This is a genomic window from Bradyrhizobium sp. Mp27 (genome assembly GCF_029953005.1).
Taxonomy (GTDB): Bacteria; Pseudomonadota; Alphaproteobacteria; order Rhizobiales; family Xanthobacteraceae; genus Bradyrhizobium; species Bradyrhizobium barranii.
Genome location: NZ_JASAUS010000249.1, coordinates 1 through 7,134, shown reverse-complemented (window position 1 = coordinate 7,134; position 7,134 = coordinate 1). Strand labels below are relative to the sequence as shown.

Here is a 7,134-nt window from a genome sequence, read left to right as displayed (position 1 = left end):
CTGAAGCTCTTGCCCGGGAAACAAACTCAAACTAACAGTCCCTTGTCCTGCCTCGCGGGTGGAGGAATTTGACTGACCACACCCGGAGGAATTTGAAGTGACCCGCGGGGCCATCGCCACGCGCTGGCGTTGCCCGCCGGACAGCTGCGACGGCTTGCGGCCGAGCAGGGGCTCGATCTGGAGGAGGCGCGCCACATTCGCCAGCGCCTTCTCCTGCTCCGCCTTCGGAACGTGACGGCATTCCATGCCGAAGGTGATGTTCTGGCGCACCGTCATCGACGGATAGAGCGCGTAGGACTGGAACACCATGGCGATGTCGCGATCCTTGGGCGGGACGTCGTTGACGACGCGTCCGCCGATCTCGATCGTTCCGTCACTCGGACGATCGAGCCCGGCGACGATGTTGAGCAGGGTCGACTTGCCGCAGCCGGATGGCCCGACCAGCACGGTGAACTCGCCGCTCTCGATGTCGAGGTTGATGCCCTTCAGCACCTCCAGATTGGCGTAGCGCTTGGACAGGGTGCGAATGCTCAGTGCTGCCATGACGACCCCATCATTTCACTGCGCCGGCGGTCAGGCCGCGCACGAAGTACCGTCCGCCGAGGAGATAGATCAGCAAAGTGGGCAGCGCTGCGATGATCACCGCGGCGCTCTGCACGCCATGCTGCGGAATGTCCGCAATTGCGGCAGAGAGCGCGATGAGTGCGGCCGTGACGGGCTGCTGCTGGCCGGTGGTGAATGTCACGCCATAGAGGAACTCGTTCCAGATATGCGTGAACTGCCAGATCACGGTGACGATCAGAATAGGAGCCGAGAGCGGCAGGATAATGCGCCAGAAAATACGAAAGAACCCGGCGCCATCGATGCGTGCGGCCCTGATCAACTCGTGTGGAATGGCGACATAGTAGTTTCGGCAGAACAGCGTGGTGAAGGACAGCCCCTGGATCGTGTGAATCAGCACGAGGCCCGTCAGCGTGTTGATGAGACCGGTGTCCCGCAGCACGATGGTCCAGGGAAGCAGGCGCATCTGCTGGGGAAGGAAGAGGCCGAGGGTCACGATGCCGTAGATCCAGTTATCGCCGCGAAAGCGCCAGAGCGACACGGCGTAACCGGCGACAGCGCCGAGCAGGGTCGACAAAATCGTCGCCGGGATGGTGACGAGCGCGGAGTTCAGCATGTACGGCCGGATGCCGGCGCAGGTCTCGGCGACGCAGAAACCGCTCCAGGCCTTGGCGTAGTTGCTCCAGGCCAAATGTTGCGGCCAGCCGATCATCGAACCCTGCGCGATCTCCTCGTTGGTGCGGAGAGAGTTCAGGACGACAACAACGAGTGGCGCGAGATAGGCCGCAGCAAACAATGTCACGACGAGATAGATCAGAATTCGGCTCGGTGCGAAGCTGCGGTCACGCATGGGTGGCCTGCCTTCGCTGGACATAACGCCACGCCGCATAGGGTAGCAGCACCGCGAGGAGAATGAGCAGCATGAGCACCGCCGCCGCGGCGCCCCGGCCGAGCTGGCTGCGCTGGAACATGAGGTCGTAGACGACAAGGGCCGGCAGCTGGGTCGCGATTCCCGGCCCGCCATTGGTGAGCGCACGGACGAGATCGAAGGCCGAGATCGCGAACTGCAACTGGACGACGACGACGGTGATGGTGATCGGCCAGAGCGTCGGCAGAATGACCCGCCAATAGGTTCGGACCGGTCCGGCGCCGTCGATCTGGGCGGCCTTGATGATGTCGGAATCGACGGAGCGAAGGCCGGCGAGGAAGAGCGCCATGGCGAAGCCGGAGGATTGCCAGATCGCGGCAATCACGATCGTCCAGATCGCCATGTCGCGGTCGATCAGCCAGTCGAACCGGAAGGAGGTCCAGCCGAGGTCATGGACGAGCTTCTGGATCCCGATGCCGGGATTGAGTAGCCAGCTCCAGACCGTGCCGGTGACGACGAACGAGACCGCAAGCGGATACAGGAAGATGGATCGCAGCACATTCTCGCCGCGAATGCGCTGATCGAGCAGGATCGCAAGCATAAGGCCGGTGATCAAACTCAGCAGCACGAAAGCACTGCCAAACAGCAGCAGATTGTCGAAGGCGATCTGCCAGTTCCGCGATGCCAGGACCGCGTTGTAGTTGCGTAAACCCACCCAGCCCGTAACAGGAACAAGCGTGGAGGGCGTGAACGAGATCCAGATCGTCCACAGCGAGAACGAAATGAGATGCGCAGCCGACAACAGCAGTGGCACCCAAATCATCAGATATTCGGGCAGCCGGCGCACGAGATCAGACGTCGCCGGCCGCGTTGCTGTGGAGACTGTGTCGGTCAACGTGAACCCTCGACGGCCTCGGCGAGGCGGGTGACCGCCTGCTCCGGCGTGATCGTCTTGTTCTTCACATACTCCGTGAGCACGTCGATCATCGCGGCGGTGAGGCCGTTTTCCTGCGCCATGTTGTGCGCAAGACTCAGGACGGCCTGATTGCTGGCGACGGCGTCCTTGAGCGCGGCTGCGGTCCGCCGTTGACCGTCCGACCAGCCCTCGCCGGAGAGGTCGACATCGGTGCGCACCGGGATCGATCCCGTGATCTGCGAGTACATGGTCTGGATCGCCGGATCCATGACGAGCTGGGCCATCAACGTCTGACCGGCCTGGAGGTCGGGCTCCTTGCGCTGCCAGAAGATGAAGGCGTCAGCATTCAACAGGAAGACCGGCTTGCCATTGTCGCTCGGGCCCGGCGTGATCATGAAGTCGTCGAACTTGAAACCGGCGTTGCGCAACACGCCCTGCGCCCAGCCGCCCATGATCATCATGCCCATGTCGCCGTCGACGAAGCGCTTCAAATTGGTGGCGTAGGGTTGCGCGCCGACGTTGGGGTCCATCCAGTTTGCGATCTTGCGGACCTGGACGAAGGCGGCCTTGATCTCGGGGCCCTCCAGGGCCTTCTTGTCGAGATCATGATGGCCGCACGGTATGCCGTGGGACTGATGCCGGCCAACGAGGCCTCGAATTTCTGCCCGTCATCGGGGCGGGTGCCGCCGTTGGCGATGGGGTAGGTGACGCCGCCCGCCTTCATCTTGTCGGCGAGATCGTTGAAGTCGGCCCAGGTGACCGGAATCTTGTCGGCCTTGGCCTTGTCCATCGCGCGCTTGGAGAGAAACAGCATGTTGGTGCTGTAGATCTGCAACGGCAGCGCAATCCACTTGCCGCCCGGCTTGTGCAATTTTGCGAGGTCCGGAGCGACAACCTTTTCGTAGCCGGCGGCCGCGACGAGAGCGTCGAGATCGACGGTCGGGGCGATCTTGGACCAGGCCGCAATCTCGGGGCCCTTCAGCTGCGAACAGGCCGGCGGATCGCCGGCGATGATCTGAGCGCGCAGCTTGTTCATCATCTCGGTGGTGAAGCCGGGGACGGGCGAGTGCTGCCAAACGCCGCCTTTCTCCTCGAATTTCTTGCCGAGTGCGGTGATCGCCGCGCCATCGCTGCCTGCGGACCATTGCGAGATCGCGGTGAGGCGCGGCTTGGCCGCGCCTTGCGCGCGGGCGAATGCCGGTAGTGCGAGTGCGGCCGCAGATCCAGCGAGCAGACGGCGTCTTGTTGTCGTGATCGGCATGGCAGTTCCTCCCGGTGTGAACTTTCTTGGCGCGTTGAGCCACGCGGCTCAGGGCATGTCAGGCGGCCTCCGTGGAAGCCGCGGGCATCCCGCCGCGGCTGGCGAGACAAAAGGCGGCGAAGGCGAGAGCTGCTTGCGGATCGTTGCCGTTCGAGGGCGGCACGAAGGCGAGCGACACCTGCGCCAGTTTCCGCCCGCCGAGAAGGCAAGCGTCGATCCCATCGACCACCGCCTTCCGATCCTCTTCGGAGAGAAGCGACGGCCAGCCGCTGATCGCGACGCCGTTGCATGGCTTCACGTTCAGCGTGTTGCCGATCGAAAGGCCCAGCCGGAACAGGCGCTGGCGCAACTCCTGGCGCATTCGCGACGAGCGTGGGATCGTGCTCACCCATTCGCCGCCGAGCTGGAGCAATTCGGCCTCGGTTACGCCGAGGAGCTCGGCGAGGGCCGGAAGCGACGTGTAGGCCTCGACGCAGCCATGATGACCGCAGCGGCAGCGCGGCCCGTCGGCGTTGAACACCATATGGCCGAGCTCAACCGGCTGCGGGGCATCGGCCTCCAGCGGATCGTCCATCCAGGCGCCGGCAACGCCCTGGCCGACGAAGACGAAGAGATGTGCGCCGCTGAAGGGATAGTCCTGCGTACGGCAGCGGTGAAACGTGGCGTGTGCGACCACCGAGTTGGTGAACTCGACCGGCACGCCGGCAAACATCCCGCCGAGCATGTCGCCGATGCGTTCGATGTCGCACGGAATGATCGGATTGCCCGCGGCGCTCAGGCGGCCGAGGCCGGGAATGGTGATGCCGATCTGCGCGAGACTGATGCGGCGGCGGCGCGTCCAGTCGCGCAGCAAGGTGAGGGCTTCGCGGAACACCCGGCCGACGGTCTCGACGGTCGGCTTCTTCAGCAACGGAACACGCTCGGTGTAGTGCATTTCGCCCGACATGCCGCCCACGCCCACGCTGAGCCACTGGCCGGTCAGCTCGAGGGCCGCGAGCGCCACGGAGCCATCGAGCGACACGAGCCCTGTCGGACCGCCGACATAGGGGGCAGGGCGCCGCACTTCCTCGATCAGGCCTTCGGCTTTCAGGTCAAACAGGATGCGCGACAGGCTTGCCTCGGACAGGCGCACGGCCTTGGCCAGCGGCGGCCGGAACGAGCCGCCGGACTGGAGCAAGTGAGTCAAAATGGCAGCGCGCGTCTGCCGCCGACTTCTCGGCTGCTCCGGCATTTCCATCCCTGTCGTCATTCTTACTTAGTGTAAGAATTTGCGCGCGGAGCGTTTCGACTGTCAAGCGATTGCGGACGCGATGAGTCGACTTGTTGTTGTGCGTGGCAGCAAGATGAGGCGAGGAACCGATCAGGCTTTTGGTGCGGTGCCTTCGGCCCACTCTGGTAATTCGGCCTTCGGGTCGTACCAGTTGGCGGAATCCGATCGCCAGATGTGCATTTCGGGCCGTTCTGTGATCGGTGTTTCGAGGCAGCCCATCCGCAGCAGGACCGTGTTCTTGCCCTCGCGCGAGGCGATGATGTGCGATCCGCATTGCGAGCAGAAATAGCGGGTTTTGCCGGGCGAGGATTCGAAGCCGCGCAGCAAGTCTTCGCCCCTGGTCCAGCGGAAGCGGTCGCGCGGCACGTTGGTGACGGTGGAGAAGGCCGATCCGTGCGTCTTGCGGCAGGTCTGGCAATGGCAGTGCATGATGGTGCCCGGGGGCGCATCGACCTCGTAGGCAACGCCTCCGCAGAGGCAGCTTCCGGTCAGCATCGGATTCTCCGTATCGGTAGGGTGGGCAAAGCGAAGCGTGCCCACCGTTTTTGTCTCGCTTGCGGAGAGGTGGTGGGCACGCTTCGCTTTGCCCACCCTACGGGCCCTACAAATGTCGCCCGCAAACAAAAACGGCGCCATCGCAGGATGGCGCCGTTTCGAAAGTCGTAATGGCCGATTTTACTTGCGGTCCTTGATCGCGACGTAGTCGCGGCGGGTGACGCCGGTGTAGAGTTGGCGCGGACGGCCGATCTTCTGCTGCGGGTCCTCAATCATCTCGCTCCACTGGCTGATCCAGCCGACGGTGCGGGCGACCGCGAACAGCACGGTGAACATCGAGACCGGGAAGCCCATCGCCTTCAGCGTGATGCCCGAATAGAAGTCGACGTTCGGGTAGAGCTTGCGGTCGATGAAGTACTGGTCGCTGAGCGCGATCTTCTCGAGCTCGAGCGCCACCTTCAGCATCGGATCGTCGCCATGGCCGGTCTCCTTGAGAACGGCATGACACATCTTCTGCATGATCTTGGCGCGCGGATCGTAGTTCTTGTAGACGCGGTGGCCGAAGCCCATCAGGCGGACTTCGCTGTTCTTGTCCTTCACCTTGGCGATGAATTCCGGAATCTTGTCGACCGAGCCGATCTCGGCGAGCATCGCGAGCGCGGCTTCGTTGGCGCCGCCATGCGCCGGGCCCCAGAGGCAGGCGATGCCGGCGGCGATGCAGGCGAACGGGTTGGCGCCGGAGGAGCCGGCGATGCGCACCGTCGAGGTCGAGGCGTTCTGCTCGTGGTCGGCGTGCAGGATGAAGATCTTGTCCAGCGCGTCAGCCAGCACCGGGTTGATCTTGTACTCCTCACACGGCACCGCGAAGCACATGTTCAGGAAGTTCTCGGCGAAAGAGAGCGAGTTCTTCGGATACACGAAGGGCTGGCCGACCGTGTACTTGTAGGCCATCGCCGCCAGCGTCGGGATCTTCGCGATCATGCGCATGGAAGCGATCATGCGCTGCTTCGGATCGTTGATGTCGGTGGAGTCGTGGTAGAACGCGGCGAGCGCGCCGACGGAAGCCACCATCACCGCCATCGGATGGGCATCGCGGCGGAAGCCCTGGAAGAAGCGGGCCATCTGCTCGTGCACCATCGTGTGATGGATCACGCGGTCGTCGAAATCCTTCTTCTGCGCGGCGGTCGGCAGGTTCCCGTAGAGCAGGAGATAGCAGGTCTCGAGGAAGTCGCCGTTCTCGGCGAGCTGCTCGATCGGGTAGCCGCGGTATTCCAGCACGCCGGCGTCACCATCGATATAGGTAATCTTGGACTCGCAGCTTGCGGTCGAGGTGAAGCCGGGATCGTAGGTGAACAGCCCGGACTGGGCGTAGAGCTTGCCGATATCGACGACATCAGGCCCGACGCTGCCGCTGTGGATCGGGAGATCGTAGTTCTTGTTTCCGACCGTCAGCGTGGCGGTCTTATTGCTTGCTTTTGCGTCCATCAGAGGTCCCCGATGTGTGGTGAAACGGGCCGGACCCGGAAGGCCCCAATGACTTGGTGGGGCAGGCCGGATATTCCAGAAGGTACGGGTGAGATGGGTATATTATTGCTGTGTGCGCTGCAAGATCGCCGCACGCATGGTCGACTTACGTCGTAGCCTGGTCCTTGGCCTAGCCCGTCTTATTCGTAAGAGTGCGCCTGAGGGGTAAAGCGCTGATGCGGCGTAGGATTCGGTTGCGAAGCCAACCCCATCACCTCCAACCGCGAACGCCACGCCCG

The 7,134-nt window shown here is 63.4% G+C and carries 6 protein-coding genes and 1 pseudogene; all 7 read right to left on the bottom strand.

Annotated elements, in window-relative coordinates:
* On the bottom strand, window positions 1-543 hold a 543-nt coding region (locus QJT78_RS46895; RefSeq protein WP_281460704.1), incomplete at its 3' end, for an ABC transporter ATP-binding protein.
* Window positions 544-553: 10 nt separating this feature from the next.
* Complete coding sequence (locus tag QJT78_RS46890) at window positions 554-1,411, bottom strand: carbohydrate ABC transporter permease (RefSeq protein ID WP_028153749.1); 858 nt, start codon at window positions 1,409-1,411, stop codon at window positions 554-556.
* A complete protein-coding gene (locus QJT78_RS46885; RefSeq protein ID WP_028153748.1) occupies window positions 1,404-2,324 on the bottom strand; it encodes a sugar ABC transporter permease in 921 nt (306 codons plus the stop codon). The genes QJT78_RS46890 and QJT78_RS46885 overlap by 8 nt, the downstream gene beginning before the upstream one ends.
* Window positions 2,321-3,606, bottom strand: a pseudogene (locus QJT78_RS53360) (ABC transporter substrate-binding protein). Before QJT78_RS53360 ends, QJT78_RS46885 begins: the two are co-directional and overlap by 4 nt.
* A 58-nt stretch (window positions 3,607-3,664) precedes the next feature.
* Complete coding sequence (locus tag QJT78_RS46870) at window positions 3,665-4,843, bottom strand: ROK family transcriptional regulator (RefSeq protein ID WP_038944676.1); 1,179 nt, start codon at window positions 4,841-4,843, stop codon at window positions 3,665-3,667.
* Between the two features lie 123 nt (window positions 4,844-4,966).
* Window positions 4,967-5,371, bottom strand: coding sequence for a GFA family protein (locus QJT78_RS46865; protein WP_028153746.1), 405 nt, complete (start codon window positions 5,369-5,371; stop codon window positions 4,967-4,969).
* Between the two features lie 180 nt (window positions 5,372-5,551).
* Window positions 5,552-6,856 carry a citrate synthase gene (gene gltA, locus QJT78_RS46860; RefSeq protein WP_028153745.1) on the bottom strand — a complete coding sequence of 435 codons (1,305 nt, stop codon included), beginning with the start codon at window positions 6,854-6,856 and terminating at the stop codon, window positions 5,552-5,554.
* Window positions 6,857-7,134 lie beyond the last annotated feature (278 nt).

What these genes read in the sequence shown, in the direction of transcription:
- QJT78_RS46890 (WP_028153749.1), bottom strand. Translation starts at nt 1,411, where the DNA reads ATGCGTGACCGCAGCTTCGCACCGAGCCGAATTCTGATCTATCTCGTC.
- QJT78_RS46870 (WP_038944676.1), bottom strand. Translation starts at nt 4,843, where the DNA reads ATGGAAATGCCGGAGCAGCCGAGAAGTCGGCGGCAGACGCGCGCTGCC.
- gltA (WP_028153745.1), bottom strand. Translation starts at nt 6,856, where the DNA reads ATGGACGCAAAAGCAAGCAATAAGACCGCCACGCTGACGGTCGGAAAC.
- QJT78_RS46865 (WP_028153746.1), bottom strand. Translation starts at nt 5,371, where the DNA reads ATGCTGACCGGAAGCTGCCTCTGCGGAGGCGTTGCCTACGAGGTCGAT.